At 68.6% G+C, this 24,418-nt stretch carries 30 protein-coding genes; 18 read left to right on the top strand and 12 right to left on the bottom strand.

Annotated elements, in window-relative coordinates; all coding sequences use genetic code 11:
* Positions 1-64 precede the first annotated feature (64 nt).
* The 7 genes from KF892_12245 to KF892_12215 all read left to right on the top strand — a co-directional run bounded on the left by KF892_12245 (position 65) and on the right by KF892_12215 (position 3,726).
* Positions 65-808 (top strand): Crp/Fnr family transcriptional regulator, encoded by a 744-nt coding sequence (locus KF892_12245; GenBank protein ID MBX3625778.1) that lies wholly within the window; start codon positions 65-67, stop codon positions 806-808.
* A gap of 111 nt (positions 809-919) precedes the next feature.
* The gene (locus KF892_12240) at positions 920-1,270 is read left to right on the top strand and encodes a cupin domain-containing protein (GenBank protein MBX3625777.1); all 351 of its coding nucleotides are present in this window, start codon (positions 920-922) and stop codon (positions 1,268-1,270) included.
* Between the two features lie 94 nt (positions 1,271-1,364).
* Positions 1,365-1,790 (top strand): hypothetical protein, encoded by a 426-nt coding sequence (locus KF892_12235; protein ID MBX3625776.1) that lies wholly within the window; start codon positions 1,365-1,367, stop codon positions 1,788-1,790.
* An 85-nt stretch (positions 1,791-1,875) separates the two neighbouring features.
* Complete coding sequence (locus KF892_12230; GenBank protein MBX3625775.1) at positions 1,876-2,226, top strand: DUF2200 domain-containing protein; 351 nt, start codon at positions 1,876-1,878, stop codon at positions 2,224-2,226.
* 67 nt (positions 2,227-2,293) lie between these two features.
* Positions 2,294-2,755 (top strand): SRPBCC domain-containing protein, encoded by a 462-nt coding sequence (locus KF892_12225; protein MBX3625774.1) that lies wholly within the window; start codon positions 2,294-2,296, stop codon positions 2,753-2,755.
* A gap of 46 nt (positions 2,756-2,801) precedes the next feature.
* Positions 2,802-3,227, top strand: coding sequence for a VOC family protein (locus KF892_12220; protein ID MBX3625773.1), 426 nt, complete (start codon positions 2,802-2,804; stop codon positions 3,225-3,227).
* Positions 3,228-3,240: 13 nt separating this feature from the next.
* Positions 3,241-3,726 (top strand): hypothetical protein, encoded by a 486-nt coding sequence (locus KF892_12215; GenBank protein ID MBX3625772.1) that lies wholly within the window; start codon positions 3,241-3,243, stop codon positions 3,724-3,726.
* 30 nt (positions 3,727-3,756) lie between these two features.
* Here the strand turns inward: KF892_12215 and KF892_12210 are convergent, their stop codons facing one another.
* Positions 3,757-4,695, bottom strand: coding sequence for a DNA/RNA non-specific endonuclease (locus tag KF892_12210; protein ID MBX3625771.1), 939 nt, complete (start codon positions 4,693-4,695; stop codon positions 3,757-3,759).
* 54 nt (positions 4,696-4,749) lie between these two features.
* Here KF892_12210 and glcE point away from each other — a divergent pair, with 54 nt between their 5' ends.
* From glcE to glcF, 3 genes are read left to right on the top strand one after another with little or no spacing between them, the layout of a single operon-like run.
* Complete coding sequence (gene glcE / locus KF892_12205; GenBank protein ID MBX3625770.1) at positions 4,750-5,847, top strand: glycolate oxidase subunit GlcE; 1,098 nt, start codon at positions 4,750-4,752, stop codon at positions 5,845-5,847.
* A 28-nt stretch (positions 5,848-5,875) separates the two neighbouring features.
* On the top strand, positions 5,876-6,508 hold the full coding sequence (locus KF892_12200) for a class I SAM-dependent methyltransferase (GenBank protein MBX3625769.1): 633 nt from the start codon (positions 5,876-5,878) through the stop codon (positions 6,506-6,508).
* On the top strand, positions 6,509-7,744 hold the full coding sequence (gene glcF, locus KF892_12195) for a glycolate oxidase subunit GlcF (GenBank protein MBX3625768.1): 1,236 nt from the start codon (positions 6,509-6,511) through the stop codon (positions 7,742-7,744).
* Here glcF and KF892_12190 read toward each other — a convergent pair.
* Positions 7,741-8,202, bottom strand: coding sequence for a hypothetical protein (locus KF892_12190; protein ID MBX3625767.1), 462 nt, complete (start codon positions 8,200-8,202; stop codon positions 7,741-7,743). The genes glcF and KF892_12190 overlap by 4 nt on opposite strands.
* 127 nt (positions 8,203-8,329) lie before the next feature.
* On the opposite strand from KF892_12190, the gene KF892_12185 reads away from it, so the two are divergent.
* Both KF892_12185 and KF892_12180 read left to right on the top strand, forming a co-directional pair.
* Positions 8,330-9,724 carry a caspase family protein gene (locus tag KF892_12185; protein MBX3625766.1) on the top strand — a complete coding sequence of 465 codons (1,395 nt, stop codon included), beginning with the start codon at positions 8,330-8,332 and terminating at the stop codon, positions 9,722-9,724.
* Between the two features lie 187 nt (positions 9,725-9,911).
* Positions 9,912-10,943 carry a porin gene (locus KF892_12180; GenBank protein ID MBX3625765.1) on the top strand — a complete coding sequence of 344 codons (1,032 nt, stop codon included), beginning with the start codon at positions 9,912-9,914 and terminating at the stop codon, positions 10,941-10,943.
* A 49-nt stretch (positions 10,944-10,992) separates the two neighbouring features.
* Here the strand turns inward: KF892_12180 and cadR are convergent, their stop codons facing one another.
* The gene (cadR, locus tag KF892_12175; GenBank protein MBX3625764.1) at positions 10,993-11,424 is read right to left on the bottom strand and encodes a Cd(II)/Pb(II)-responsive transcriptional regulator; all 432 of its coding nucleotides are present in this window, start codon (positions 11,422-11,424) and stop codon (positions 10,993-10,995) included.
* A gap of 75 nt (positions 11,425-11,499) precedes the next feature.
* On the opposite strand from cadR, the gene KF892_12170 reads away from it, so the two are divergent.
* Positions 11,500-12,138 carry a cation transporter gene (locus KF892_12170; GenBank protein ID MBX3625763.1) on the top strand — a complete coding sequence of 213 codons (639 nt, stop codon included), beginning with the start codon at positions 11,500-11,502 and terminating at the stop codon, positions 12,136-12,138.
* A 31-nt stretch (positions 12,139-12,169) separates the two neighbouring features.
* On the opposite strand, the gene KF892_12165 is transcribed toward KF892_12170, so the two are convergent.
* From KF892_12165 to KF892_12145, 5 genes are all read right to left on the bottom strand, one after another.
* Entirely contained in the window at positions 12,170-12,553 is a 384-nt protein-coding gene (locus tag KF892_12165) for a hypothetical protein (GenBank protein MBX3625762.1), read from the bottom strand.
* Positions 12,554-12,614: 61 nt separating this feature from the next.
* Positions 12,615-13,595, bottom strand: coding sequence for a DMT family transporter (locus tag KF892_12160; protein ID MBX3625761.1), 981 nt, complete (start codon positions 13,593-13,595; stop codon positions 12,615-12,617).
* Between the two features lie 14 nt (positions 13,596-13,609).
* Positions 13,610-14,491: an AraC family transcriptional regulator gene (locus KF892_12155; protein ID MBX3625760.1), complete on the bottom strand. Its 882-nt coding sequence runs from the start codon at positions 14,489-14,491 to the stop codon at positions 13,610-13,612.
* 46 nt (positions 14,492-14,537) lie between these two features.
* Positions 14,538-15,044, bottom strand: coding sequence for a tryptophan-rich sensory protein (locus KF892_12150; protein ID MBX3625759.1), 507 nt, complete (start codon positions 15,042-15,044; stop codon positions 14,538-14,540).
* Between the two features lie 81 nt (positions 15,045-15,125).
* Positions 15,126-16,457: a tetratricopeptide repeat protein gene (locus KF892_12145; protein MBX3625758.1), complete on the bottom strand. Its 1,332-nt coding sequence runs from the start codon at positions 16,455-16,457 to the stop codon at positions 15,126-15,128.
* Positions 16,458-16,555: 98 nt separating this feature from the next.
* Here KF892_12145 and KF892_12140 point away from each other — a divergent pair, with 98 nt between their 5' ends.
* Positions 16,556-17,596: a helix-turn-helix domain-containing protein gene (locus KF892_12140; protein MBX3625757.1), complete on the top strand. Its 1,041-nt coding sequence runs from the start codon at positions 16,556-16,558 to the stop codon at positions 17,594-17,596.
* Here the strand turns inward: KF892_12140 and KF892_12135 are convergent.
* Positions 17,593-18,477 carry a LysR family transcriptional regulator gene (locus tag KF892_12135; GenBank protein MBX3625756.1) on the bottom strand — a complete coding sequence of 295 codons (885 nt, stop codon included), beginning with the start codon at positions 18,475-18,477 and terminating at the stop codon, positions 17,593-17,595. The two genes, KF892_12140 and KF892_12135, sit on opposite strands and share 4 nt — an antisense overlap.
* 66 nt (positions 18,478-18,543) lie before the next feature.
* On the opposite strand from KF892_12135, the gene argC reads away from it, so the two are divergent.
* Entirely contained in the window at positions 18,544-19,512 is a 969-nt protein-coding gene (gene argC, locus KF892_12130; GenBank protein MBX3625755.1) for an N-acetyl-gamma-glutamyl-phosphate reductase, read from the top strand.
* On the opposite strand, the gene KF892_12125 is transcribed toward argC, so the two are convergent.
* Positions 19,496-20,302 (bottom strand): DUF4198 domain-containing protein, encoded by an 807-nt coding sequence (locus KF892_12125; protein MBX3625754.1) that lies wholly within the window; start codon positions 20,300-20,302, stop codon positions 19,496-19,498. The genes argC and KF892_12125 overlap by 17 nt on opposite strands.
* Positions 20,303-20,357: 55 nt before the next feature.
* Here KF892_12125 and KF892_12120 point away from each other — a divergent pair, with 55 nt between their 5' ends.
* The 3 genes from KF892_12120 (at position 20,358) to KF892_12110 (ending at position 21,885) form a co-directional block, all read left to right on the top strand.
* On the top strand, positions 20,358-20,804 hold the full coding sequence (locus tag KF892_12120; GenBank protein MBX3625753.1) for a DUF861 domain-containing protein: 447 nt from the start codon (positions 20,358-20,360) through the stop codon (positions 20,802-20,804).
* Positions 20,805-20,869: 65 nt separating this feature from the next.
* Complete coding sequence (locus KF892_12115; protein MBX3625752.1) at positions 20,870-21,277, top strand: DUF3597 domain-containing protein; 408 nt, start codon at positions 20,870-20,872, stop codon at positions 21,275-21,277.
* 11 nt (positions 21,278-21,288) lie between these two features.
* Positions 21,289-21,885, top strand: a complete 597-nt coding sequence (locus tag KF892_12110; GenBank protein MBX3625751.1) for a DUF937 domain-containing protein — start codon at positions 21,289-21,291, stop codon at positions 21,883-21,885.
* Between the two features lie 79 nt (positions 21,886-21,964).
* On the opposite strand, the gene KF892_12105 is transcribed toward KF892_12110, so the two are convergent.
* Positions 21,965-23,698 (bottom strand): carbohydrate ABC transporter substrate-binding protein, encoded by a 1,734-nt coding sequence (locus tag KF892_12105; GenBank protein ID MBX3625750.1) that lies wholly within the window; start codon positions 23,696-23,698, stop codon positions 21,965-21,967.
* An 86-nt stretch (positions 23,699-23,784) separates the two neighbouring features.
* On the bottom strand, positions 23,785-24,093 hold the full coding sequence (locus tag KF892_12100) for a DUF2160 domain-containing protein (protein MBX3625749.1): 309 nt from the start codon (positions 24,091-24,093) through the stop codon (positions 23,785-23,787).
* Positions 24,094-24,418 lie beyond the last annotated feature (325 nt).

Below are 24,418 nucleotides of genomic sequence, written 5' to 3'. Positions count from 1 at the left end.
AAGTTTGACGCCGAGATGTCGTTCTAACGACAATCCTAGGGACTCTCCCCTTGGTTCTTTCCCGATGCCTTTTCAGATGCGCACCGCACCCGAGGCCTCGTCATCCGCAGCGCCGCTGCATGCACGCGCACGCGCAGCCACGGCGGCCGAGAGGGCCGACATCCCCTGGCTCAAGACGCTCAACTCCGATGAGCACGCGCGTGCGGTCGCCGACCTGAAGGTGGTGAACGTCGACACCGGCGAGTTGCTCTGCCGCGTGGGCCGGCCGGCGACCTTCTGGTTCGGCGTGGTCGATGGCCTGCTGAAGATGAGCAACGACAGCGCGAGCGGCATCCCCATCACCTTCACCGGCGTGCCGCCTGGCGGCTGGTTTGGCGAAGGCACGGTGCTCAAACGCGAGGTCTACCGCTACAACATCCAGGCGCTGCGCAAGAGCGTGGTGGCAGGCATCTCGGTGGAGACCTTCCACTGGCTGATCGATCGCAGCATCCCGTTCAACCGCTTCGTGATGCAGCAGCTGAACGAGCGCCTCGGCCAGTTCATCGGTGCGCGCGAGATCGACCGCATGAACGACCCCGACGTGAAGGTGGCGCGCAGCCTCGCGGCGCTCTTTCACCCCACGCTCTACCCGGGTGTGGGATCGATGCTGAAGATCACGCAGCAGGAGCTGGGCTACCTCGTGGGTTTGTCACGCCAGCGGGTGAACGAAGCGCTGCACGCGCTGCAGGCGCTCGGGCTGATTCGCATCGAGTACGGTGGGCTTCGTGTGCTGGACCTTGAAGGTCTGCGGCGGCAGGTGGTGCCATGAGGTGCGCCCAAGTGTCGCCACGAACGCGCGTCCTGCGTCGGCCGCCCCGCGGATGAACTCGCCTGGCCTGACACTCACCCCATCATTCTCAAGCAAAAGGATCAATCTCAAATGACCGTCATCAACCTTGCCGAGAAACTCGCCACCTTTGCAGAGCACTGGCAACCACGGACCGTGGGCCAGTTCAATGGCCACGACCTCATGGTGGTCAAGGTCAAAGGAGAATTCGTCTGGCACAAGCACGACGACACCGACGATTTCTTTCTCGTGCTCGAAGGTCGTCTCACCCTTCAGATGCGAGACGGAAACGTTGTCCTGGGGCCAGGTGAAATGTTCGTCGTTCCAAAGGGGGTCGAGCATCGGCCCGTCGCCGAAGAAGAGGCTCACATTCTTCTCATTGAGCCGTCGGGCACTCCCAATACTGGCAGCCCCGAAACCGCCGCTATCCGGCGGGTCATCTGAGAGTGCTCACCCCAACCGCTCATCGAGAGGACGGAACCCGGGAAGCCGGCCGCCGCCTCGCAGATCAAGCCTTAGGCCGCAGAGGAGAGTCGGAGTGTTAGCGCGCATCCTCGTTTCCGCCAGTTCATCGATCATGCTGCTTCTAGGGGGCATCCATCTCGTCTATACGTTCTGGGGCAACAAGCTCACTCCGAGAGATCCTGCGCTTCAAGAAGCCATGAACGCCACGCCCATGGTGCTCACATCGGAGACCACCGTGTGGCGCGCGTGGATTGGCTTCAATGCGAGCCATAGCATTTGCGCTGTCTTCTTCGCATTGGTCTTCGGCTTCCTCGCGGTTTTCCATCCCGAGCTTCTCTTTCGCTCTGTCTATCTCCAGGTGCTCGGGGTGGCCGTGCTCGTTGCTTTCGTCGTTCTGGCCAAGCTCTATTGGTTCAGCATTCCAATGGTGGGCGTCACCCTTGCGTTGGTCTGTTTCCTGTCAGGCCTCGGGGCTGCGCGCTTACTGTCAAGCTGGTGATCATGCAGAAGCGGTGCCGTACCCCTTTCATCAAGAACCGCTAGGTCTCCAACATCGATTCGCAGCGGAGCGAAAGGAGTTACCAATGCCCGAGCACAAAGTCTTCTCCATGGCCTTCGCCAAGGTCTATCCGCTGTACATCGAGAAGGCGAGGCGCAAGGGACGAACGCAAGACGAAGTCGACCGTGTCATTTGCTGGCTCACGGGCTACAACCGCGCGGAACTCCAACAGCAAATCGAGGGGGAGGCGAACATCAAGACGTTCTTCGCCCAAGCACCGGCGATGCATCCGAACCGTGATCTCATTCGGGGCGTTGTCTGCAGGATACGCGTGGAAGACGTAGCCGACCCTCTGATGAAGAAAGTCCGACAGCTCGACAAGCTGGTTGACGAGCTGGCGAAAGGAAAGGCGCTGGAAAAAATCCTCAGGCAATGAGTCGCCACGGTTTCACATCCTGCATTGGTTAGCCCCCAAAACGATCACCCCACACTGGGAGAAGCGCGTGTCATCCGAGAAACAACTCCAGTTCGCCATCACCATCCACGCGCCGGCTCCCACGGTGTGGCGCCTCATGACGGGCGACGAGAGCTACAAGCGCTGGGCCGCCGCATTCGCAGAGGGCACGTACTTCGAAGGCTCTTGGGAGCAGGGAAGGAAGATCAGGTTTCTGTCTCCTCCGTCGGGGGATGGCATGGTCTCCGAGATCGTGCAAAGCCGCCACAACGAGTTCATCTCTATCCGGCACCTGGGCCTCATCTCCGGCGGAGTCGAGGACACCACGAGCGAGTCCGTTCGTGCATGGGCGCCCGCCTATGAAAACTACACGTTCATCAGCGTTCCCGAAGGCACCAAGCTGTTGATCGAGCTGGACATACCCGGCGAATGGGTGGAGTACATGAACGAGGCCTGGCCGAAGGCACTGATGTCACTCAAGCAGTTGAGTGAAGCCGAGTGTGCGGCCTAGCGCCGCTTCTCAAGCCATTCGTTTCGTTTCGCACAACCATCTCTTCATGATCGATCACACAGGAATCGGTGTTGCCAATGTCGCGGTGTCCGCGGCTTTCTACGACGCGGCGCTAGGCGCTCTCGGAATGTGCAGATCCATGCAGATGCCAGAAGGCGTGGGAACCGACGGAATTGGGTACGGAATCGACTATCCAGTCTTTTGGATTGACAGGTTCCATCCACACTCAACCCGCCAACACACCGCATTCGTGGCCAGAAGTCGTGCGGAAGTCGATGCCTTCTACCTTGCGGCTCTGAGCGCCGGCGGTAGAGACAACGGCGCACCCGGAGATCGGGGAGGCCAGTCGTCGACGATCTACTACGCCGCGTTCGTCCTGGACCCAGACGGCAACAACATCGAGGCCGTCTACAGAGGGTCTTGGGCAAGCGCTGAACAGGCGCGAGGGCGGCAGATATCCTCGGCGTTTTGAACGCCTGCCGACCATGACTTCCGAGTTCACCGACGACGACACCCCCATCAAGCAAGACCGCCTCTGGCGCGACAACGGCTGGACGGCCCGCGTCATCAAGAACGAGGAAGACGACGGCTGGGCCGTCGAGATGGTGAAAGACGGCGAGCCTGAGCCCGCGCTCGTGGGGCCGTGGACGATGGGGCGCGACAAGAAGAACCCGAAGCCGCTCGACGTGTCAGCGTTCAACACGCTGGTGAAGACCGCTTCCGAGGTGATCCGCCGCCACGAGCAGCAGCTGCATGCGAGCCTGCACAAGAGCGTCTATGTCGACACGGAAGACGGCCGGTTGGAGGTCACGCTCGACATCGTGCCCGACGAGGACGACCCGCATGCGCTGCTGGCGGCGTATGACGTCGCCCGCGCCCAGCTGGCGCAGCAGCGCGTGGCGCCGACGTTCAAGCTGAGCCTCGCCCGCGCCACGGCTTGGGTGGAAGGCGGCTTCGGCAAGCCCGACTGAGGTCGCGCCAGGGCCGGGGCCCGAAGCACGTCAATTCGTGATCAGGTCGGCCGGGCGGCCGAGGCGGCGGTAGGTGTCGATCGCGTTGAACACCTGTGGCGCGAGGCGCTTCTCACGCGCGCGGGCATACACATCGACCTCGGGCGACGCCAGTTCGCCGAACTGGCACTGCGTGAGCCGCTGCAGCTCGGCCACCGTCGTCTGGTAGCCCTGGATGCGCTCGGGCACGTCGTCGAAATCGACCGCCAGCGGCTGCACGCCGCGCTTCTTCAGCAGTGCCGCCACGGCTTCGTCCTGCTTCACCAGGAAGGCGAGCGAGCGCAACGCCGGCTTGCGTTGCGCCGTGACCACCCAGGCCGCGACCTTCCAGAACGCGAGCGGGATCTGCACGCCGCGGTAGCGGGGGTCGGCATCGGTGAAGAGGCAGCCGGTGAAGACCGACACCTTCAGGTCGCGCGCATTGGCGGTTTCGAGCACATGGTTCTCGATGTGCAGCCACCACTGGGTGTTGAGCTGCGGCATCTGTGGCGAGCAGTTGGTCCAGTGGAAGGTGTCGGCTTCGCCGCGGCCGGAGTGGGCGTCGCTCGGGCCCCAGGCCGGGTCGAGGCGGCGCACCAGGTGCCCCCGCTGGAAGCCCGAGCCGGCGTAGAAATTGCCGCCGACCTGCTGCTTCTCCGGCGTGCGCGCGTCGAACCACCACTCGTCGCGCTTGCGGTCGCCGAGGTGGCGCTCCTGCTGGCCGTCGATGTTGACGGCGGTCCAGAAGGCGAGGCGGCGCGCCGGGTTCATCAGGATGCTGAAGTGCTGGTAGGGCAGCACCGGCTCGGTGGCCAGCGCCTTGAGCGCGGGCTTGAGCTTCGGGGCCGGCACCGGCAGGCCCAGGAAGCCGGCGTCGTAGCCGGGGCGGTTGTGGTAGTCGGGGTCGAGCGGCACCCAGGCGCTGGGCGCGATGGTGGTGGTCTTCTTCATCCCTGTGCATTCTTCCGCCCGGAGGCAGGCGGGTGGACGAGAATACGACGCGACATGAACGACCACGACCCGGCGCTGCAGCGCCTCATCGACCAGGTGCAGGCGGCCCGCGCCGAGGGCCGGCATTTCGACATTCGCGGCGGTGGCACCAAGAGCTTCTACGGCGAGCCCGCGCAAGGCGAGCCCTTGTTCCTGCGCGAGCTGAGCGGCATCTCGAGCTACGAGCCGAGCGAGCTCGTCGTCACCGCGCGGGCCGGCACGCCGCTCGCCGAGCTGGAGGCGGCGCTCGCCGAACGCGGCCAGTGCCTGCCCTTCGAGCCGCCGCACTTCATGGCCGGTGGCACCGTGGGCGGCATGGTGGCGGCGGGGCTCTCGGGCCCGTCGCGCGCCTCGGTGGGCGCGGTGCGCGATTACGTGCTCGGCGCGTCCATGCTCAACGGCAAGGCCGAGGTGCTGAGCTTCGGCGGCCAGGTGATGAAGAACGTGGCGGGCTACGACGTCTCGCGCCTGCTCGCCGGCTCGCTGGGCACGCTGGGCGTGATCCTCGAGGTCTCGCTCAAGGTGCTGCCCATCGCACCGGCCACCGCCACGCTGCGCTTCCAGATGGAGCAGGTGGCCGCGCTCGACCAATTGAACCTGTGGGGCGCCCAGCCCTTGCCCCTCAACGCCAGCGCGTGGTGGGACGGCACCTTGCTCGTGCGCCTGCGTGGCGCACTCGCTGCGGTGCAGGCGGCGATGCAGACGATGGGTGGCGACGTGATCGAGCCCGCGCTTGCCAGCCCCTTCTGGGAGGGCCTGCGCCACCACACCGACGAATACTTCACCAAGGCCCACGCGGCGGTGAACGGTGGCACGGTGTCGCTGTGGCGCGTGTCGCTGCCGCCCACGGCCAAGCCGCTCATCCTGCCGGGCGAGCAGCTGATCGAGTGGCATGGCGCGCAACGCTGGCTGTGCACCTCGGCCTCGGGCGCCAAGGTGCGCGAGGCTGCGCTGCGGGCCGGTGGGCACGCCACGATCTTCATGTCGCAGCACAAGCAGGCGGGCGTGTTCGCGCCGCTCAAGGCACCGCTCGACCGCATCCACCGCGAGCTGAAGAAATCGTTCGACCCCGATGCCGTGTTCAACCGCGGCCGTCTGTACCCGGACCTCTGACGACATGCAGCGCGCCGCCGAACTCGACATGCAGCGTTACTACGCACAGCGGGCCCACGAGTACGAGCGCATCTATGCCAAGCCCGAGCGGCAGGCCGACCTGGCGGCGATCAAGGCGTGGCTGCCGGCGCAGTTCGACGACCGGCGGGTGCTCGAGATCGCCTGCGGCACCGGCTACTGGACGCCGCACGCCGCGGCGCGCAGCCAGTCGTGGCTCGCCACCGACGTGAACGACGAAGTGCTCGCCATCGCGCGCACCAAGCCGCAGGCGCACGAGCGGGTGCAGTTCCAGATCGGCGATGCGTATGCGCTCGAATACGGCTGCGAGTTCGACGCCGCCTTCGCCGGCTTCTGGTGGTCGCATGTGCCGCTGCAGCGTGCGGGCGAGTGGCTGGTGGGGCTGCACCGCTGCCTCACGCCTGGCGGGCGGGTGGTGTTGATCGACAACCAATACGTCGAAGGCAGCAGCACCCCCATCTCACGCACCGATGCGCAGGGCAACACCTACCAGCAGCGCCGGCTCGACGACGGCTCCACGCACGAGGTGCTGAAAAACTTCCCCGACCCGAACGGCTTGCGCTTCTTCCTCGGCCACCGGACCTTCGGATTCGAATGGGTCGAGTGGGAACATTTCTGGGCTTGCACCTATCAGGTCATGTGAATGCAAACGAAGCTCGCCCCCGAATTCAAAGGCACGCCCGACGGCGACGCGGCCGAGGCCATCCTGCGCAAGTGCGTGCACTGCGGCTTCTGCACCGCCACCTGCCCGACCTACCAGCTGCTCGGTGACGAGCTCGACGGCCCGCGTGGCCGCATCTACCTTATGAAGCAGGTGCTCGAAGGCGAGCCCGTCACGCAGAGCACGCAGCTGCACCTCGACCGCTGCCTCACCTGCCGCAACTGCGAGAGCACCTGCCCCTCGGGCGTGCAGTACGGGCAGCTGGTCGACATCGGCCGCAAGATCGTCGAAGCGAAGGTGGAGCGCCCGCCGAAAGAGAAGGCGGTGCGCTGGTTGTTGAAGGAAGGGCTGCCTTCGCCGCTCTTCGGCCCGGCGATGAAGCTCGGCCAGATGGTGCGCCCGCTGCTGCCGGCCTCGCTCAAGGCCAAGGTGCCGCCGAAGGCTGGCGAACGTGCCCACCAATGGCCCACGCGCGAGCACCCGCGCAAGGTGTTGATGCTGATGGGCTGCGTGCAGCCGGCGATGATGCCCAACATCAACAGTGCGACGGCGCGTGTGCTCGATGCGGCCGGCATCCAGACGCTGGTGGCCGACGACGCCGGCTGCTGCGGCGCGATCCGCACGCACCTGGCCGACGTGGACGGCGGCCGTGACGACATGCGCCGCAACATCGACGCCTGGTGGCCCCTGGTGAGCACCGGCAAGGTCGAAGCCATCGTGATGAACGCGTCAGGCTGCGGCGTGACGGTGAAGGACTACGGCCATGCGCTCGCCGCCGACCCGGCCTATGCCGACAAGGCCGCGCGCATCAGCGAACTCACGAAAGACCTGAGCGAGCTGCTCGCCGACATCGCCCCGCGGCTGAAGACCCGCCTGCGCAAGCCGAAGGCCAAGCGCCTCGTGTTCCACCCGCCGTGCACGCTGCAGCATGGCCAGCAATTGCGTGGCGGTGTGGAAGAACACCTCGCCGCGCTGGGCTACGACGTGAAGCTCGCGGCTGCCGAGAGCCACCTGTGCTGCGGCTCGGCCGGCACCTACTCGGTCTTGCAACCGGAACTCGCCACCAAGCTGCGCGACCGCAAGATCGGGCACCTGCAGGCCAGCGAACCCGAGGTGATCATCTCGGCCAACATCGGCTGCATCCAGCACTTGCAAACCGGCACGTCAACGCCGGTGCGGCACTGGATCGAAGTGATCGACGCAGCGTTGAGCGCCTAAGGCTTCGCCGGCGCGACCTCGAAGTTCACCTCCTGCCGCCCCACGCGCTTGAGCGTGTCGGCCACCTGGATGATGAGCCGGTGGCTCCCCTCGGGCAACTTGGCATCGGGCGCTTCCACGCCGCTGGGCGTGACCTTCGCATGCGCGGCGAGGCGCTCGGTCACGTCGAGCCGCAGGCGGCCGTAGAGCACGCGGAAGGTCGAGAGGTCGATGGTGGCGCCGTCGCTGGCCGACCAGCGCACGACGATGTTGACGGCGCCGGTGAGCGGGCGTTTCACGTCGGGCGACAGCAGCTCGATGCTCGGCGCGCCGGGCATGGGCAACGATTTGGTGGCGTAGTCGGGCGCGGCGGCGTCGCGTTTCGCCTCGTCGGCGGTGACGAGCTCGAAGGCGTGGGCCGGCAAGGCGGCGCACACGGCAAAGGCCAAGGCGGCGAAAAGGATGGGGGCGGGTTTCACGGGTCGATCTTGCAGCAGCGGCGCGCGCCTGTGCGCCCGCACGGCGCGATGGTGCGACTTACCGCACGCCGCCGCCAGCTGACCAAGGTCACCGCCACACGCGCCGGCGGTGCGCGATAAATGCGCCATGCGCCGCCTGCTCGCTTTCCTCTTGCTCGCCCTCTGCACGATGGCCGCCCGGGCCGAAGACCGCGCGCTGCTCATCGGCGTGGGCCAGTACCGCGAGCCGGGCATGGGCGCCGACCTGCCGGGCATCGAGCTCGACCTCGGCGTGATGCAGGAGGTGGCCGAAAGCCTCGGCTTCAAACCCACCGCGACGAAGGTGCTGCTGAACCAGCAGGCCACGCTCGCCGCGGTGCGCCAGGCCTTGCAGCAGTGGCTGGTCGAGGGCACGTCAGCGGGCGACCGTGTGCTGCTCTACTACAGCGGCCACGGCACCCAGCTGCCCGACGAAGACGGCGACGAAGACGACGGCCTCGACGAAGCCTGGACACTGCACGACATGGCACCCGCGCGCCGCCACGGCCGCGCCACGCTCGACGGCGTGCTGCTCGACGACGAGTTGGCCGAGACGCTCGCGCGCATCCCCAGCCAGCAGGTGCTGGTGCTGGTCGACGCCTGCCACAGCGGCACCTCCACCCGCGCCGGCCTGGGTGTGCTGCCGCGCCTGGGCGCGAAGCAGGCGGTGGGGAAGTTCTACCGGGTGCCGCAGGCCGAAGCGGCGCCCGCCGGGGTGAAACGCAAGGTCGTGCGGGGCAACAACCACCTCGCGATCAGCGCGGCGCGCGATGCCGAGCAGTCGCTCGCCACCGAGCGCGGCAGTGTGTTCACGATGGCGCTGCGCGAAGCCATCGCCGCGCGGCGCGACGCGGGGCAGGTGTCGATGCGCGAGCTGTGGCACGAGGCCACGGTCCTCATCGCCTCCAAGCTCGACGGGCCGCTGCGCTTCCACCCGCAGCTCGACGGCAACCTCGCGATGGCCGATGTGGCGCTGCCCTTGCCCTCGCTGGCCGACGGCGGCGGCGCGGCGTGGCGCAAGGTGGAGCAGTTGTCGACCGGTGAGACGGGGGTGAGCGTCGCGTTCAGCCAGCCGCGCTACGCCGAAGGCGCGGCGATGCGCCTCGAAGTGCGCAGCACGCGGGCCGGGTACCTGCACGTGGTGAGCGTCGGCCCCGATGGCGTGCCGCTGCTGCTCTTTCCCAATGCCCAGCACCGCGCACACCGGGTGAGCGCGGGTGCGGTGGTGACGCTGCCCACCCCGTCGATGCGGATCGGCTTCACCGCGGGCCAGCCCTTCGGCCGCACGCTGGTGGCCGCCATCGTCACCCGCGAGCCGCTCGACCTGTATGCGGTGGCCGATGGCGAGCACGACGAGACGGGCGTGCTGCAGGAGGTCGTCGGCCAGCTGTCGGCGCTGGGCCTGCAGCAACTGCAATCCTTGCAGGCCCGGGCCGAGAAGGGTGCCTACGCCGCCGGCCGCACCACGGTGCGCGTGTGCCCGCCGAGTGGCGAGTGCCGCTGAGTCCCGACGAGAACACCGCGCGATGACAAGGGCGTGACATGCCCTTGCGCGCCGATGGCCCTGTCGGCCCATGCCAACGCCGCGCGCGGTGTCACGGATCTGTCGTCAAGACACGGGGGGTGGCTTGGTGGAATCGCCGCAGTCTTGAACCGCAAGACGGCATTCCTCAACTCGCAGTCCACATCCCATGAAGAAGACCCTGCTCGCCCTCTCGCTGCTCGCCGGTTTCGCCGGCGCCGCCTCGGCCCAGACCTCCAGCGTCACGCTGTTCGGCATCGTCGACGCCAACCTGCGCCAGATCGACAACAACGGCACCAAGGTGCGCCAGCTCGGCACCGACGGCCTGTCCAGCAGCCGCCTGGGCTTTCGCGGCACCGAAGACCTCGGCGGCGGCCTGAAGGCCGGCTTCTGGCTCGAAGCCGCGCTCAACCCCGATGACGGCACGATCAACAGCAGCGGCAAGTTCTGGCATCGCCGCTCGACCGTGAGCCTCGAAGGTGCGTTCGGCGAAGTGCGCCTCGGCCGCGACTTCACCCCCACCTACACCGCCCTCAGCGCTTACGACGCCTTCGGCGACAACGGCGTCGGCAAGATCACCAACCTGCAATCGAAGCTGACCGGCACCGTGAACACCACCAGCCGCGCCGACAACGAAGTGCAGTACTTCCTGCCGAAGGACCTCGGCGGCGTGTACGCCAACCTGGCGGTCGCCGCCGGTGAAGGCACGGTCGGCAACAAGTACGTCGGTGGCCGCGTCGGTTATGCCGGCGGTCCGGTGGATGCGTCGGTGGCCTATGGCACTACCGAAGCCAACGCCGCGGCAGACAAGTACAAGGTCGCCACCGTCGGTGCCGGCTACAACTTCGGCTTCATGCGCCTGCTGGCCTCGTACTCGCAGTTCAAGTTCGTGGCGCGCGAAGAGAAGCTCTTCAACCTCGGCGCCACGGTGCCGGTCGGCTCGGGCGTGATCCGCGCTTCGTATGGCCGCGCCGACGTGTCGGGCGGCGCCGCTGGCAGCACCACTGCCAACGATGCCGATGCCAACCTGCTGGCCATCGGCTACGTGCACAACCTGTCGAAGCGCACCGCGCTCTACGGCACCTACGCCCAGATCGACAACAAGGGCGCCCAGACCTTCGCCGTGGGCAGCACCACGCCGGCGCTGCCGGGTGGCAAGAAGTCGAGCGGCATCGAGTTCGGCCTGCGCCACTCGTTCTGATCCCGGGTTTGCATGAAGTGTGTTGAGCCGGCCTGCGGGCCGGCTTTTTTCATGCCTCGGCCGGATGGCACGGGCACGCGTGCTCGGCCGGGGCGCTCATGAACGAATCGATGATGGCGCAGGCCCGCTCGCTCGTGGCGCCTTCGCATTGCTCGCGCAGCGCCACGAGCTGCTGCTCCAGCGCCTGCAGCGCCGCGAGGTGGCGGCGCACCCGCTCGATGTGATCGTCGAGCAGCGCATCGACCGCATGGCATGACTGGTAGGGCGTCTGGGCGTATTCGATCAGCTGGCGCACCTCGCTGAGCGGGATGTCGAGCGCCCGGCAGTGGCGGATGAACTGCAGTCGCGCGAGGTGCCGCGGCGCGTAGTGGCGGTAGCCCGACGCGAGGCGCTCCGGCGCGTCGAGCAGGCCTTCGCGCTCGTAGTAGCGGATGGTCTGCACGTCGCAGCTGGCGGCATTGGCGAGTTCACCGATCTTCATCACAAGACCCCAGGGTTGACCTTGCAGCGACTATAGGGTTTCCAATGAAGGCATCACGACTTCCCGGTGTTGCCCATGTCCGCTTCCTGCTGTGCCCCCACCCCGCCTTCGGCCGACCCGCGCGTGCGCAAGGTGCTGTGGATCGCGCTCATCGTGAACGCCGCGATGTTCTTCGTCGAGGTGGCCGCTGGCCTGTCGGCCGGCTCGGTGTCGCTGCTGGCCGATGCGGTCGACTTCTTCGGCGATGCCGCGAACTATGGCGTGTCGCTCGCCGTGCTCGCGATGGCGACCCGCGTGCGCGCCCGCGCCGCGCAGCTGAAGGCGGCCTGCATGGCGGCCTTCGGCGTCTTCGTGCTGGCGCGTGCGGCGTGGGCGGTGCAATCGGGCGTGGTGCCCGAGCCGGTGACGATGGGCGCGGTGGCCATCGCGGCGCTCATCGCCAACGTGTTCGTGGCGCTGCTGCTCTTTCGCTACCGCGGGGGCGACGCCAACATGCGCTCGGTGTGGATCTGCTCGCGCAACGATGCGCTCGGCAACCTGGCGGTGGGCGCGGCGGCCCTGGGGGTGCTGGGCACCGGCACCGCCTGGCCCGACCTGCTGGTGGCTGCCTTCATGGCGGTGCTGGCGATAACCGGGTCGGTGACGGTGTTCCGGCAGGCCCGCGCCGAGCTGCGCGGCGAGGCACCCGCTGCCCCCTCGCACGCCTGCCACTGAGCCACAGGGCGGCGCGTGGCCCGCGCGGCCGTCAGGCGGTGCCGTCGTCGAGGCGCCGGCTGCCCGAGGCGGCGCCCACGGCGCCGAGGATGCCCGCCACCAGCAGCACGTACCAGAGCGGCAGCGTGCTGGTCTCGCCGGCCACGAGCGATGCCGCGCGCAGCACGAGGCCCGCCGCCGAGGCCAGCGCGAGTGCGAGCAGGGCCCACGAGATGAGCTGAGACAGCCCGCGGATCTGCGCCGTCTTCGCGCCGATGACGAAGAGCACGAAGCCGGCAATGCTCAGCAGCGGAAAGAGCACCCACAAGGTGACGTCCAAGGTGCCGGCGATGAGGCCGAGCGGCGCCGCAACGAGCACCCCTCCCGCGAACAGACCCAAGGCGACCATGAGGGCGCCCGCGATCAGCAATGCCATGTCTTTTCTCCCCTGTGGCTGTGGCCGCGGGATCTTCTCACAGCGCTTTCGCGCGGCGGCGCTAGGAGGCGTGCCCCTCCGCCGCCAGCGGCTCGGGGCGCGTGCGCAGCGCCCACAGCACGCCCGCCACCAGCAGCGCGATGCCGGCGAACGTCTCGGGCGCCGGCCACTGGCGGCGCAAGATGAAGGCATAACTCAGCGCCGCCAGCGTCTCGAACACGATCAGCTGCCCCGACAGGCTCGGCGGCAGGCGCTGGCTCGCTTCGTTCCAGCACACGGTGCCGCCCCACGAGGCGAAGAGGCCGATGGCGAACATCAGCAGCAGGAAGTCGCCGGGGCGCGGGCCGAAGGGCATGGGGAAGGGGTCGCCGCTCGCAAGGCTCCACACCCACACCGAGGCGTAGCCGATCACGGCCAGCGGCAGCGTCGCGAGGCCCTGCGCCGTGGCCCAGCTGCGCGGGTTGCGGTCGGGGTGGGCGCGCAGCCATTCGGCGTTGCGGATCGGATACCAGGTCCAGCACACCACGGCGCCCACCGCGAGCGCGGCGCCCAGCGCATAGCGCGCGAGGTCGGCCGCCGGGTCGGCGCGCAGGTGCGTGATCTCGACGTGGTTCACGAGCGCGATGCCGGCCGCGATCAGCGTGAGCGAGGGCAGCAGGCGCCCCCACGGCAGCTTGGCTTCCCGGCGCGCGCCGTGGCCCGCGGTGCGCAGGTTGGCGGTGATCGCGATCACCACCGGCAGCGTGCCGATGATCATCGTCGGCAGCGGCCCGCCCGCGCGCTGGATGGCGCTCGCGAGGAAGAGGTAGTAGACGACGTTGCCCACGGCGGCGAGCTTCAGCGCCTCGACCCAGTCGCTGCGCGTCAGCTCGCGCAGGCGGGCGCGGTCGAACCAGGCGAGCGGCAGCGCGATCAGGCCGAAGGCCAGGTAGCGGCCGAACGACTGCAGCGTGGCCGGGTACTCGGCCAGCATCAAGGGCCCCACGAAGACGAGGCCCCACATCAGGCCGGCGGCCAGGGCGAAGAGGAATCCAGCGGTCATCCGGCCAGTGTCGGTCAGCGGCGCGGGCGGGGTCTTGTCTGAGATTGCTCACGACCGTGCGCCTGCACCTGCGCCTGGTAGCGCGCGGGCGTGACGCCGTGCATGCGCGCAAAGCGCTTGGTGAGGTGCGCCTGGTCGGCCAGGCCCACGGCGGGCGCCACCTCGGCCGGCGGCATGCCCGCGGCGAGCAGCTGCTTCGCACGCGCGAGGCGCACCGCCATCAGCATCTGGTGCGGCGTGACGTGGTAGCGCAGCTTGAAGCGGCGCAGGAAGTGGAAAGGGCTCAAGCCCGCCTCGGCGGCCAGGCGGTCGAGCGTCAACACGTTGGCGTGGTCGTCGTGCATCAGCGTGAGGCTGCGCGCGAGCGCGGTGTCGTGGGCCCTGTCGTGGGTTGTCACGCGCTCGTTCGCCTGCTGGGCAACCTGGGCATGCGGGCGCAGCGCGGCCAGCAGCTCGGCGAGCGCGCTGTCGCTCGCGAGCGCGTCGGGCGCCTGCCACAGCGCGGCGAGCTGCGCGCTCAGCCGCCGCGCAGCGGCCGGGTCGTGCGCCGTGGCGTCGGCAAACCACCAGCGCTCGCCTGTCACGGCTTCGACCAGCGCCTCGTCGAGGTAGACCATGCGATAGCGCCAGCCCTGCGCCGTCTCGGCGCGCCCGGTGTGCAGCTCGCCCGGGTTCATCAGCACCAGCGTGCCCGGTGCGGCCAGGTGCTCGGCGCCGCGGTAACGGAAGCGCTCGACACCCGCGTCAATCACCCCGAGGCCGAAGGCTTCATGCAGGTGCGGGTCGAAGGCATGCCGCACGATGTGCGCCCGGTACAGCTCCACCCCGTCGCGCGCCGGGCGCTTGAACTCGGCGGCGTCGAGCGGGCTGTCGAAGGTGTCGGGGACGGCGTTCATGGCGACCAGGATGATCGCAGCTCGTGCCGATCGACGACAGTGCCGTTCAGCCGAGGAGACCCGCGTTGTGCTGCCAGAGCCAGAAGTTGAGCGCCGAGGCGAAGCTCACCCATGCCAGGTAGGGCACGAGCAGCCAGGCCGCGCGGGGCTGCACGCGGCGGAAGGCCACGATCGTGGCCACGATCAGCCCCCACAGCAGCGCGATGTCGGCCATCGCCAGCGCCCCCTGGTGCCAGGCGAAGAAGAGCCAGCTCCACAGCACGTTGGGCAGCAGCTGCATCACGTAAAGCGTGAGTGCGGTGCGCCGGGCGGGCGTGGGTGGCGTGCGCCACACCCACCAGGCGGCCACCGCCATCGCCGCGTAGAGGAGCGTCCACACCGGCCCGAAGAGCCAGGCGGGCGGTGCCCAGGTCGGCTGTTCGAGGCGGGCGTAGAAGCTGCCGGCGTCGGCCGAGGCGATGCCACCGGCCGCCGCCACGGCGGCGCTCAGCAGCAGCCAGACGGCGAGGCCGATGACGGGGTGGCGCGGGGGCGGGGCGGCGAGGCTCGACATGCGCCAAGTGTCGGCCGACGCGAACACCCGTGCCCGTGGTGCGGGTTCCCGCGCCCTCCCTTCTCGTCATCACTTTCGTCATCACTTCACGCGGGCCGCAGGGCCTGCGCGCGCTGGCCCCAGGCGTTGTGCCCAGGCACTGCGCGGGCGCTGGGCCAGGCGCTCGTGCGCGAGGCCGCGGGCCAGCGGCACGTCACCCGAGCGCAGGGCGGCCTCGATGAGCGTGAGGTCGATCAGGTCGCGCTGCGCATGGCTGCCGCCGAAGCGGTGCGCCTGCGAGCGGATGCCGCGCAGCAGGCCAGCCGCCCGCGCGTGGTCGCCTTCGGCGAAGGCCTGCACCGCGAGCACCGCGGGGTGGCCCACCTCGCGGGTGAACATCGCGTTGTCGCCGTCACTCGCCATGGCTGCCTGCTGCGCGTCCAGCAGCTGCTGCTGCGCGGCCGTCATGCCCGCACCGGTGAAGGCGAGCATTGCGTGCAGGTCGTTGAAGGCGTAGTGGCCGCTTGCCGCATGCGGCACCCAGCGTTCGGCGATGGCCAGCCAGCGGTCGCCGACGTCGACCCCGCGCAGCTGCAGGCGCCACAGCATCGCGCTCGCGTCGATGAGGTCGAGCACCACGCCCGAGCCGGTGCCGCCGATGCGGCGGTCGTACAGGCGCAGCACCTCGGCGTGCTCGTCGAGCTCGAGGTGGAAGAGCGCGAGGTGCCACCAGTTGTGCGTGGCGAGGAAGCTCCCGTCGGACCATGTGTCGCTCGTGCCCTGCAGCCAGGCGATGCCGGCGCGCGGGTCGTGCCGCATCTCGTGCACGTGCGCCACGGCATGCCAGCCCCAGCTGTCGTGCGGCTCCAGCTCCACGCTGCGCCGGCCCTGACGTTCGGCCTCGTCGTACTGGCCGCACTCCTCCAGCCCGAAGGCGTGCATGCCCAGCAGCGCGTGCCAGCCGGGCACGGTGGCGTCCCACGCGGGCAGGGCGCGGGCGATGCGGTCGTGCAGCATGCGGCTGTCGCCGCGGAAGAAATCGAGCTGGTGGCCCACCTGCAGCGCGAGCGTGTCGCGCGGGTGGCGCAGGCTCAGGTCTTCGAGCTGCAGCGCGGCGTCGCGCCAGCGGCCGTCGCACAAGGCGCGTGCGGCAGCGAGGTGGCGCTGCTCGCGATCGTCGGCCGGCAGGCCGGCCGCGGCATCAAGCGCGGCGCGTGCGGCGGGCAGTGCGGGGGCTTCGGTGCCGAGCAGCAGCACCCAGGCCTTGAAGGCGTGGGCCATCGGCATCTCGGGGTTGAGGGCAATGGCCTGTTCGATGGTGGCGAGCGGGTCGCCCACCATGCACAGCAGCTCGCGCGCGGCGCGTTCGTAGGCGTCGAGGCTGGGCGGCGTGGCGTTGCTCACGCGGTGGCCTTGGGGGTCGATGAGGTTCATGATGCGGTCCCTGTCGTTTCGGTGGATGAGCCTGCATCGTCGGCGCGCCACGCCGGCCGCACCAGAGCCGAACCGGCCACAACCCGTCCGAAACTGCCATGACCGAGCCGCTTCGCCCCATCACCGTCGCGCTGCTGGCCACGCCGGCCGTCAGCGCTGCCACGCTCTATGGTTTCTACGACACGCTGTACAGCACGCGCCGCGACTGGCACATGCTGCACGGCGGGCCCGACACGCCGTCGCCGTTCCGGCCGCTGGTGGTGAGCGCCGATGGCCGGCCTTTGGAGGGTGGCAACGGCGTGCTCATCACGCCCGAGGCGAGCTTCGCCGACTGCCCGCACCCCGACGTGGCGGTGATCACCGACCTGATGATTCCCCCGGGCACACCGTTGGCCGGCCTCTACGACGCCGAGGTGGCCTGGCTGCGCGGTGCCTACGACGCAGGGGCCACGCTTGCCTCGGCCTGCTCGGGCGCGCTGCTGCTCGCGCGCACCGGCCTGCTCGACGACCAGGAGGCCACTTCGCACTGGGCCTACTGCGACCTGCTCGCCCGCGAGTACCCACGCACACGTTGGCATGCCGAGCGGGGCCTCATCGTCGCGGGGCCGCAGCAGCGGCTCATCATGGCCGGCAGCGGCGTGGCGTGGCACATGCTCGCGCTCGCGCTGATCGCGCGTTATGCCTCGCCCGACGAGGCGATGCAGGTGGCCCGCATCAACCTGCTCGACCTCAACAGCACCAGCGCCACCGCCTATGCCTCGCTCACGCGCGGGCCGCGTGCGGCCGACGAGCTGGTGGCGCGCTGCCAGCTGTGGGTGGCGTCGAACTACCGCGAGGAATCACCGGTGGCACAGATGCAGGCCCTCTCCGGGCTGGCCGAGCGGACCTTCAAGCGCCGTTTCCTTCAGGCCACCGGCATGACGCCGCTCGACTACGTGCACACCGTGCGGCTCGAAGAGGCCAAGCAGATGCTGGAGTCGACCGAGCTGCCGGTGGAAGCCATCGCGCTCGAAGTGGGCTACCAGGACGCGAGCTTCTTCGGCCGCCTGTTCCGCCGCAAGGTGGCGTTGACGCCGGCGCAGTACCGCAAGCGCTTTGCGCCGCTCGGGGCGCAGTTGCGAAGGGCGGCGTCGGTCTAGGTTTGTCGCAAGCGCCAGAGCACGTCCAGCACGTGCGCGGTCGACGGCTCCAGCGCCCCGGTGCGGTGGGCGATGCCGAGCGGGCGCCAGAGCTTGGGTTTGAGCGGCAGCATGGCGATGCGCTTGTCGGCCTGCGCGGCGGTGGCCTCGTGCGGCAGCAGGGCCGCGCCGTAGCCGGCGGCGACGAGGCTCTTGATCGCGTCGTTGTAGTTGAGCTCGATGCGCGCGCGCGGCTGCTCGCCGGCTTCGGCGAACCACTCGCCGGTGAGGCGCGACAGCCGCGTGCTCGCGTCGTTGAGGATCAGCGGCTGCTGCGCGAGCCAGGTGGGCGTGGCGTGGCTCGGCGCCTTCCAGGAGGCGGGCACGAAGGCCATCACCGGGTCGCGCCGCCAGGGCAGCACCTTGAGGCCGACGCTCGCCGGTTGCGGCAGCGCGACGAGGCCGATGTCGACCGTGCCGCCGGCCAGGCGGGCCATCGTCTCCTGCGAGGTGAGCACGGCCACCTGCACGTCGATCCCCGGGTGGTCGCGCGACAGCACTTCCACCGCCTGCGGCAGCAGGTGTGCCAGCACGCCGGTCGAGGCGCCCACGCGCACGCGGCCGGTGCGGCCTTCCACCAGGCGCTGCACTTCGTCGAGCGCAGCGTCGGCATCGGCCAGCAGGCGGCGCGCCCGCTCGATGAGCGCGGCGCCCGGCCCGGTGGGCGCGACCTGGCCGCGGTTGCGCAGCAGGAGCGGGGTGTCGAGGCGCGACTCCAGCTCGGAGACATGCAGGCTCACCGTGGGTGGTGCGAGGTGCAGCGCGCGGGCCGCCGCGGCGAAGGAGCCCAGGTCGGCGATGGTGACGAGGGTGCGCAGGCGGTCGAGGTCGAGTTCACGCATGATTCGTGAATTCTGAAGATGAGGGTTGTGAAAAGCAACTTTTCTTAATCTGGCGCGGCGCTGAAGATGCCACCCTCACGCCAGTTTTCGAAGGCTTCCATGCTCCCCATCGTCTACATCGACGGCGACCAGGGCACCACCGGCCTGCAGATCCACGCGCGCCTGCAAGGGCGCACCGACCTGCGGGTGCTGACCCTGCGTGCCGACCGCCGCAAGCACCCCGGCGCCCGCGCCGAGGCACTGAACCACTGCGACGTCGCCATCCTCTGCCTGCCCGACGAGGCGGCGCGCGAGGCGGTGGCGATGATCCACAACCCCGCGGTGCGCGTGATCGACGCCAGCTCGGCGCACCGCACGCACGCCGATTGGGTCTACGGCTTCCCGGAGATGGTGGCGGGGCAGGCGGAGCGCATTGCGCAGGCCAGGCGGGTCAGCAACCCCGGCTGCTACCCGACCGGCGCGGTGGCGCTGCTGCGCCCGCTGGTCGACGCCGGCCTCGTGCCGCGCGATCACCCGCTGACGATCCACGCCGTGTCGGGCTATTCGGGCCGCGGCCGGATGGGCGTCGACGAGCACGAGGGGCCGCAGGCCGAGCAGGCGCTGCCCTTCCAGGTGTACGGCCTGGGCCTGCAGCACAAGCACGCGCCCGAGATGGCGTTGCATGCGGGGCTCGCGCACCGGCCGGTGTTCGTGCCGGCCTACGGCGCCTATCGCCAGGGCATCGTCTTGACCATCGCGCTGCACCTGCGCTCGTTGCCCGGGGTCGACGCGCTGCGCCTGCGTGCCACGCTCGCGTCGCATTTCGAGGGTGCGCGCCATGTGCGGGTGCTGAGCGCCGCCGAATCGGGGGCGCTGGAGCGGCTCGACCCGCAGGCACTCAACGGCAGCAACGACCTCCAGCTCGCGGTGTTCGACAACGCGGCCGAAGGCCAGGTGCTCCTGGCCGCGGTGTTCGACAACCTGGGCAAGGGCGCCTCCGGCGCGGCGGTGCAGAACCTCGACCTGATGCTCGGCGCGATCAGCGCTTCTCGCTGACGCGCACGGCGAGCGTCACGAAGCGGCTGTCCCAGGTGTCGGGGGTGGTGGCCGACAGGCGCAGGTCGGTACCGCGCAGCAGCCACTGGCCGGCCACCGGCACGGTGAAGCTCACGCGACCGTCGGCGTCGGTGGTCTTCCAGAAGCCGATCGGGCTCTGGTCGTTCTGCAGCTCGACGGCCAGCCCGGGCAGCGGCGCGCCATCGCGCAGCACCTGCACGCGCAGCGTGTCGCCCGCGGTGAGGGCATGCAGGCCGCTTTCGAGCAGCATGTCCATCGCCATCGGCGTGGGAGTGGCGGTGGCGCGGGTCTCGCCACGCGCGGCGATCTCGATGCGCGCATGCTTCGCATACCGCTCGCGCCACGGCCGTCCGCGTGATTGCAATTCGGCCCACGCCGCGCGCACCTCGGGTGAGGCATTGACCTCCTTCAGGTAGACCTCGACGGTGGCTGGCGCGATCTCGATCTCGAAGGGCTGCTGCTGCGCCCAGCAGGTGACCGGCCCCACACCCCCCGGCCGCGCGGTCAACGACAGCGCCTGCACCGTTTCGCCCGTCACCTGCAGCGGCACGGCCTTTGCCCCAGTGCGGCGGCACCCCTGCTCGCGCAAGGAGGCTTCACCCACGGTGAACTCATGGCGTGGAAAGCGGTTGCCGGTGCCGAGCTTGAGCAGCACCTCGCCGGGCCGCGCCGCGGGCAGCGGCTCGAACCAGGTGTCGTGGGCGGCAGCGGCACCGGCGCACAGCAGGCCGGTGGCGATCCACAGGAAACGAACGAGGAGCAGGGCCATGAGCGGAGTCGATTGTCGTGGGGCGGCTGGCCCTTCTTACGCGCAAGAAGGGCGAGTGGATGCGGCCGTTTTCAAGACGCTCGACAGCATCACCCTGCAAGACGACCCGATCGAGCCGGGCTGGGTGCTCGAAGGGCAGCCGTGTGCACGCAGCGGCTGCCACTCCACCAACACCGACGGCTGGGCCGCCACGCATGTGTGGGAGTGCAGCGCCGGGCGCTTCCGCTGGTTCTTCGGTGTGGAGGAGACGGTGCTCATCCTCGAGGGCGAGGTGCGCGTGACCGATGCGCAGGGGTGTGTGCAGCGGCTCGTGCCCGGCACGGTGGCCTACTTTCCGACCGGCACCTGGTGGGAGTGGGAGGTGCCGCAGCACGTGCGCAAGCTGTCGTTCAACCGGCGCTCGGTGCTGCCACCAGCGCGCTTCCTGAGCCGGGTGCTCGGTGTGCTGCTGAGGCTCGTGCGGCGTGCGCCGCCGCCCGGCCCAGCGGCCGTGTCGGGTTAAACCTTTTGTCGCGGTGGGGGCTTAGGATGGACTGCGTCCTTCCCACCACCTCAACAGGAGATCCCATGAGCTTCTTCAGCAAGATCCTCGACAAGCTCGGCATCAACAGCGCCCAGGCGGCCACGCCCGCGGCCCCGGCTGCGGCCTCTCCTGCGCCCGCGCCAGTGGCGGCTGCGGCGGCTCCGGCTCCGGCGGTCGTGAACCCGATCGCGGTGGTCGACGTGGTCGCCCAGCTCGAAAAACGCGCCGCCGCCAACCCGCAGAAACTCAACTGGCGCACCTCCATCGTCGACCTGCTCAAGCTGCTCGAGATCGACAGCAGCCTGGAAGCGCGCAAGGCCCTCGCCAAGGAGCTCTACTGCCCCGACGAGCTGATGGGCGACTCGGCCAAGATGAACATGTGGCTGCACAAGAACGTGCTGGCCCACATCGCGGCCAACGGCGGCAACGTGCCCGCCGAGCTGCTCGACTGACGGAGGCCACCATGAACATCACCGACATCCTGTCGCAGACGGGCGGCCTGTCTGCGATCGGCCGCGAGCTGGGCGTGAGCGAGGCGCAGGCGGCGAGCGGCGCCGAGGCGCTGCTGCCCGCCATCCTCGGCGGCTTCAAGAAACAGGCGCAGGCGCAGCCCTCGGGGCTCGACGGCCTGGGCGGCCTGCTCGGTCAGCTGGGCGGCGGCGGCCTGCTCGACAACGTGCTCTCGCCGCAGCCTACCGACGTGGGCCGCGGCAACGACGTGCTGGGCCAGATCTTCGGCTCCAAGGACGTGAGCCGCGAGGTCGCGCAAAACGCCGCCGGCAGCTCGGGCCTCGACCCGGCGCTCCTGCGCAAGATGCTGCCCCTCTTGGCGATGGCCGTGGCGGGCTTCATGGCCAAGCAGCAGGGTGGTGGTGCGCAGGCTGACAGTAGCTCGGAAGGCGGCTTGGGTGGATTGCTCGGCGGCCTGGTCGGTGGACTTGGCGGTGCTCGCAGCGCGGGTGCGAGTTCGGGCGGCGGCCTCGGCTCGCTGCTCGACCTCAACGGCGACGGCAACGCGCTCGACGACATCCTGCGCATGGCCGGCAAGCTGGGCCGCTGAACGAAAAATGCCCCCGGCGCGTGAGCGTCGGGGGCATGAAGAGCGGCCCACCCGCGGGCCGCTCGCTTCTGGACAGTGATTAACGCACCTTGCCTGCCTTCCACGCGTTCAGCAGCGTGTCATAGGCAATCGTTTCGCCCTTGGGCTTCTCGTTGGCGAGCTTGGCCCATGGTGCGCCCTTGTCGCTCAGATACTTCTTAGGGTCTTCCTTCTTGTTGAGCTTCGGCGCGCAACGGGCCATGCCGGCGCGCTCGAGGCGGGCCATCACCTGGTCCATCTCTTCGGCGAGGTTGTCCATGGCCTGCTGCGGCGTCTTCTCACCCGTCACGGCCACGGCTACGTTCTTCCACCAGAGCTGCGCGAGCTTGGGGTAGTCGGGCACGTTGGTGCCGGTGGGCGTCCAGGCCACGCGGGCGGGCGAGCGGTAGAACTCGACCAGGCCACCCAGCTTCGGGGCCATGTCGGTCATGGCCTTGCTCTGGATGTCGCTCTCGCGGATGGGGGTCAGGCCGACGATGGTCTTCTTCAGCGACACGGTCTTGGCCGTCACGAACTGCGCGTAGAGCCACGCCGCGGCGGTGCGGTTTTCATCGTGCTTGTCGAAGAAGGTCCACGAGCCCACGTCTTGATACCCGTTCTGCATGCCTTGCTTCCAGTACGGGCCGTTGGGGCCGGGGGCCATGCGCCACTTGGGCGTACCGTCGGCATTGACCACCGGCAGGCCGGGCTTGGTCATGTCGGCGGTGAAGGCGGTGTACCAGAAGATCTGCTGCGCGATCTGGCCTTGCGCGGGCACCGGGCCGGCTTCGCCGAAGGTCATGCCGGTGGCTTCCTTCGGGGCGTACTTCTTCATCCAGTCGACGTACTTGGTGAGTGCGTAGACGGCAGCGGGCGAGTTGGTCGCGCCACCGCGGGAGACCGAAGCGCCGAGCGGCGTGCAACCGTCGGCCGAGGCGCGGATGCCCCATTCGTCGACCGGCTTGCCGTTGGGGATGCCGATGTCGGCGGTGCCGGCCATCGAGAGCCAGGCATCGGTGAAGCGCCAGCCGAGCGACGGGTCTTTCTTGCCGTAGTCCATGTGGCCATAGATGGGCTTGCCGTCGATGGTCTTCACGTCGTTGGTGAAGAAGTCGGCGATGTCTTCATAGGCCGACCAGTTGAGCGGCACGCCGAGGTCGTAGCCGTACTTCTTCTTGAACTTGTCTTTCAGGTCGGCACGGGCGAAGAGGTCGGCGCGGAACCAGTACAGGTTGGCGAACTGCTGGTCGGGCAGCTGGTAGAGCTTCTTGTCGGGGCCGGTGGTGAAGCTGGTGCCGATGAAGTCTTTCAGGTCGAGGCCGGGGTTCGTCCACTCCTTGCCCTTGCCGGCCATGTAGTCGGTCAGGTTCATGATCTTCCCGTAGCGGTAGTGCGTACCGATCAGGTCGGAGTCGGAGATCCAGCCGTCGTAGATCGACTTGCCGGACTGCATGGAGGTCTGCAGCTTTTCGACGACGTCACCTTCCTGGATCAGGTCATGCTTGACCTTGATGCCGGTGATTTCTTCGAAGGCCTTGGCGAGCGTCTTCGACTCGTACTCGTGCGTGGTGATGGTCTCGGAGACGACCGAGATCTCCTTCACGCCCTTGGCCTGCAGCTTCTTGGCCGCTTCGATGAACCACTTCAATTCGGCCGCTTGCTGATCCTTGCTCAGCGTGGACGGCTGGAACTCGCTGTCGATCCACTTCTTGGCTTCGGCTTCACCGGCCCATGCGCTCTGGCCAATGACCAGAGCAGCAGCGGCCAGGGCCACAGCGTTCAAGCGCAATTTCATGTCTGTCTCCTGACGATGCTTCCCATTGCTCAAGTTGGCACGCCGGCTGGGAAGTGATGGCCGGATGCCTTTTCGAAAAACTTGCTCTAGCCCTTCCTCATGATCAGCGCGAGCAGTGCCATCGAGATGACGAAGCTGATCCAGATCGAGGGTTCGTTCTCCAGGCTCAGCCAGGTCATCAGCTTCTCGCTCACGGCGACGAAGGCGAGGTTGACGTAGGCGGCGGTGAGGAGGCCGATGAAGAGGCGGTCGCCTCTCGTCGTCTCCATGGGAAGCCAACCCTTGCGCATCGTGGTCGGCGACTTCAGCTCCCACACGGTCATGCCGATCAGCATGAGGACGATGCTGGTGAAGAAGATCGCGACCGGAGGGGTCCAGGCCATCCACTCAAACATTCGATGTCTCCCTATCTCTGTTGGTCTCCCAAGCTCCGTTCGCCCTGAGCCTGTCGAAGGGCAAGCGTGTGTCGTCGGTGCGGGCCGGGAGAGACGGGTACCGGGCTCCGTTCGTGTCCCCCGAAATGGGCTGCGCCCATTTCTCCTCCTTTACCTCACTGCGCCCGGTACCCATCACTCCCGGCTGGAGACCGTGGTGGCATGCGAAGAAAAGAGAGGGTGGCGTGCCACCGGGGGTGCTGGTCGTGCCGGTGGGGTGCCCTGCGCAGCGAAGTAAAGGAAGGAATCGATGAACGCGGGAGCGTTCATCGAGGAGGGACATGAG

The sequence above is a fragment of the Rhizobacter sp. genome (assembly GCA_019635355.1).
In the GTDB taxonomy this organism is placed as follows: domain Bacteria; phylum Pseudomonadota; class Gammaproteobacteria; order Burkholderiales; family Burkholderiaceae_C; genus Rhizobacter.
Note: the sequence above shows the minus strand (reverse complement) of the source record. Positions and strands in the feature narration are given on the sequence as shown.

What these genes read in the sequence shown, in the direction of transcription:
- KF892_12245 (MBX3625778.1), top strand. Translation starts at nt 65, where the DNA reads ATGCCTTTTCAGATGCGCACCGCACCCGAGGCCTCGTCATCCGCAGCG.
- KF892_12240 (MBX3625777.1), top strand. Translation starts at nt 920, where the DNA reads ATGACCGTCATCAACCTTGCCGAGAAACTCGCCACCTTTGCAGAGCAC.
- KF892_12230 (MBX3625775.1), top strand. Translation starts at nt 1,876, where the DNA reads ATGCCCGAGCACAAAGTCTTCTCCATGGCCTTCGCCAAGGTCTATCCG.
- KF892_12220 (MBX3625773.1), top strand. Translation starts at nt 2,802, where the DNA reads ATGATCGATCACACAGGAATCGGTGTTGCCAATGTCGCGGTGTCCGCG.
- KF892_12215 (MBX3625772.1), top strand. Translation starts at nt 3,241, where the DNA reads ATGACTTCCGAGTTCACCGACGACGACACCCCCATCAAGCAAGACCGC.
- KF892_12210 (MBX3625771.1), bottom strand. Translation starts at nt 4,695, where the DNA reads ATGAAGAAGACCACCACCATCGCGCCCAGCGCCTGGGTGCCGCTCGAC.
- glcE (MBX3625770.1), top strand. Translation starts at nt 4,750, where the DNA reads ATGAACGACCACGACCCGGCGCTGCAGCGCCTCATCGACCAGGTGCAG.
- KF892_12200 (MBX3625769.1), top strand. Translation starts at nt 5,876, where the DNA reads ATGCAGCGTTACTACGCACAGCGGGCCCACGAGTACGAGCGCATCTAT.
- glcF (MBX3625768.1), top strand. Translation starts at nt 6,509, where the DNA reads ATGCAAACGAAGCTCGCCCCCGAATTCAAAGGCACGCCCGACGGCGAC.
- KF892_12185 (MBX3625766.1), top strand. Translation starts at nt 8,330, where the DNA reads ATGCGCCGCCTGCTCGCTTTCCTCTTGCTCGCCCTCTGCACGATGGCC.
- KF892_12180 (MBX3625765.1), top strand. Translation starts at nt 9,912, where the DNA reads ATGAAGAAGACCCTGCTCGCCCTCTCGCTGCTCGCCGGTTTCGCCGGC.
- cadR (MBX3625764.1), bottom strand. Translation starts at nt 11,424, where the DNA reads ATGAAGATCGGTGAACTCGCCAATGCCGCCAGCTGCGACGTGCAGACC.
- KF892_12170 (MBX3625763.1), top strand. Translation starts at nt 11,500, where the DNA reads ATGTCCGCTTCCTGCTGTGCCCCCACCCCGCCTTCGGCCGACCCGCGC.
- KF892_12165 (MBX3625762.1), bottom strand. Translation starts at nt 12,553, where the DNA reads ATGGCATTGCTGATCGCGGGCGCCCTCATGGTCGCCTTGGGTCTGTTC.
- KF892_12160 (MBX3625761.1), bottom strand. Translation starts at nt 13,595, where the DNA reads ATGACCGCTGGATTCCTCTTCGCCCTGGCCGCCGGCCTGATGTGGGGC.
- KF892_12155 (MBX3625760.1), bottom strand. Translation starts at nt 14,491, where the DNA reads ATGAACGCCGTCCCCGACACCTTCGACAGCCCGCTCGACGCCGCCGAG.
- KF892_12150 (MBX3625759.1), bottom strand. Translation starts at nt 15,044, where the DNA reads ATGTCGAGCCTCGCCGCCCCGCCCCCGCGCCACCCCGTCATCGGCCTC.
- KF892_12145 (MBX3625758.1), bottom strand. Translation starts at nt 16,457, where the DNA reads ATGAACCTCATCGACCCCCAAGGCCACCGCGTGAGCAACGCCACGCCG.
- KF892_12140 (MBX3625757.1), top strand. Translation starts at nt 16,556, where the DNA reads ATGACCGAGCCGCTTCGCCCCATCACCGTCGCGCTGCTGGCCACGCCG.
- KF892_12135 (MBX3625756.1), bottom strand. Translation starts at nt 18,477, where the DNA reads ATGCGTGAACTCGACCTCGACCGCCTGCGCACCCTCGTCACCATCGCC.
- argC (MBX3625755.1), top strand. Translation starts at nt 18,544, where the DNA reads ATGCCACCCTCACGCCAGTTTTCGAAGGCTTCCATGCTCCCCATCGTC.
- KF892_12125 (MBX3625754.1), bottom strand. Translation starts at nt 20,302, where the DNA reads ATGGCCCTGCTCCTCGTTCGTTTCCTGTGGATCGCCACCGGCCTGCTG.
- KF892_12115 (MBX3625752.1), top strand. Translation starts at nt 20,870, where the DNA reads ATGAGCTTCTTCAGCAAGATCCTCGACAAGCTCGGCATCAACAGCGCC.
- KF892_12110 (MBX3625751.1), top strand. Translation starts at nt 21,289, where the DNA reads ATGAACATCACCGACATCCTGTCGCAGACGGGCGGCCTGTCTGCGATC.
- KF892_12105 (MBX3625750.1), bottom strand. Translation starts at nt 23,698, where the DNA reads ATGAAATTGCGCTTGAACGCTGTGGCCCTGGCCGCTGCTGCTCTGGTC.
- KF892_12100 (MBX3625749.1), bottom strand. Translation starts at nt 24,093, where the DNA reads ATGTTTGAGTGGATGGCCTGGACCCCTCCGGTCGCGATCTTCTTCACC.